The organism is Fretibacterium fastidiosum, from assembly GCF_000210715.1.
GTDB lineage: Bacteria > Synergistota > Synergistia > Synergistales > Aminobacteriaceae > Fretibacterium > Fretibacterium fastidiosum.
This window is the reverse complement of sequence record NC_021038.1, coordinates 2186220-2187388: the sequence shown is the minus strand read 5'-3', so window position 1 is coordinate 2187388 and position 1169 is coordinate 2186220. Positions and strand designations below refer to the sequence as shown.

Genomic DNA, 1169 nt, shown 5'->3' with positions numbered 1-1169 from the left:
ACCTTGACGTCCATGCTGGGGTTCTCCGCGAAGACGGCGCCCAGGTCCGCCAGCACGCTCCCCAGCTCGCGCCCCTCCGTTCCGCCCTGAAGCTCCGCGATCCGGTCCCGCGCCAGGGCGACGGGGTTCGAGATGCGCCCCGTGTGCGTCGGGTCGAAGGTCTGTCGGTACAGGTCCTCGCCCCTCCGGCGGGCCCCCTCGACCTGGGACAGGGCCTGCCGCCAGCGCAGGACGCTCCCCGCCAGCACCAGGACCCCCATCAGGAGGACCCAGCAGGCGGCCCGGCTCATGAGCCGGACGTCCCGTTCGAGGCCCATGGCCCCCTCCAGCGCCCTGCGGGAGAGGTTGAGCGTCCGGAGCCAGGGACAGTGGAGCAGGCTCTCCCGCGCGGACTCCTCCAGCGCCGCGGCGGCTCCGGGGTCCCGCGCGTCGAGGACGAAGGACGCGCCCCTCTCCAGCTTTCGGGCGGCGCAGCAGCGGTCGAACCAGGCCAGCTCCGCCTCCGGGGAGGACCGGTCCCGTGACGTCCAGCGGGTGAGGGCCGGCCTCCAGTCCTGCCACAGGATCGAGCAGAGGTTCTCCTCGTCCGCCCACAGGGCGACCCCGGTCCCCTGCACCCGCGCGGCCAGGGGCAGCGGCGCGGGCCAGACCAGCGACCGGCCCCCGTCAAGGGGGAGGTTCAGCTCCGAGGGCGAGAGGTACCACACCGACCCCGACACCCCCCCGGCCGGCCCGCTCCATGACGACGGGGAACAACTCGATCTCCCCGGCCGCGGCATAGGGCGCGACCTGAAGCCGAAGCGCCTCCCGTACCTTGGCGAGGTTGGCGAAGGGGAAGGAGAAGGGGGCCAGGGCCAGGGATCGCATGGGGACCAGCGTCACCTCCAGGGCGCCCCGACGCGCCCCCGACGCGGAGGACAGCGGCAGCAGCTCCCCGCCAGCCAGACGCCGGAACGTGACGGACTCGGAAACGGCCCCTCTCTTGAAAAGCGAACGCACTCTCATGACTCCTCCCAGCGGACGACCTTCTTCTCCGTCCGGTCAAAGATGATGTTGAACGAGGTCCCTCCCGGCGACTCGTCGATGAACTCGACGCGCAGGGCGAAGTAGCGGCTCTTGAAGGCGGCGAGGTTCGTCAGCCGCGTGGCCGTCCGGGCCGTGAGCCCTGG

The 1169-nt window shown here is 72.2% G+C and carries 2 protein-coding genes; both read right to left on the bottom strand.

Going from position 1 to position 1169, the window contains the following annotated elements:
• Positions 1–707: type II secretion system protein L (locus SY1_RS09885; protein ID WP_208873657.1), on the bottom strand; the 707-nt coding region annotated here is incomplete at its 3' end.
• The gene (locus SY1_RS09880; RefSeq protein ID WP_208873655.1) at positions 667–1005 is read right to left on the bottom strand and encodes a hypothetical protein; all 339 of its coding nucleotides are present in this window, start codon (positions 1003–1005) and stop codon (positions 667–669) included. The genes SY1_RS09885 and SY1_RS09880, both read right to left, overlap by 41 nt.
• Positions 1006–1169 lie beyond the last annotated feature (164 nt).

What these genes read in the sequence shown, in the direction of transcription:
- SY1_RS09880 (WP_208873655.1), bottom strand. Translation starts at nt 1,005, where the DNA reads ATGAGAGTGCGTTCGCTTTTCAAGAGAGGGGCCGTTTCCGAGTCCGTC.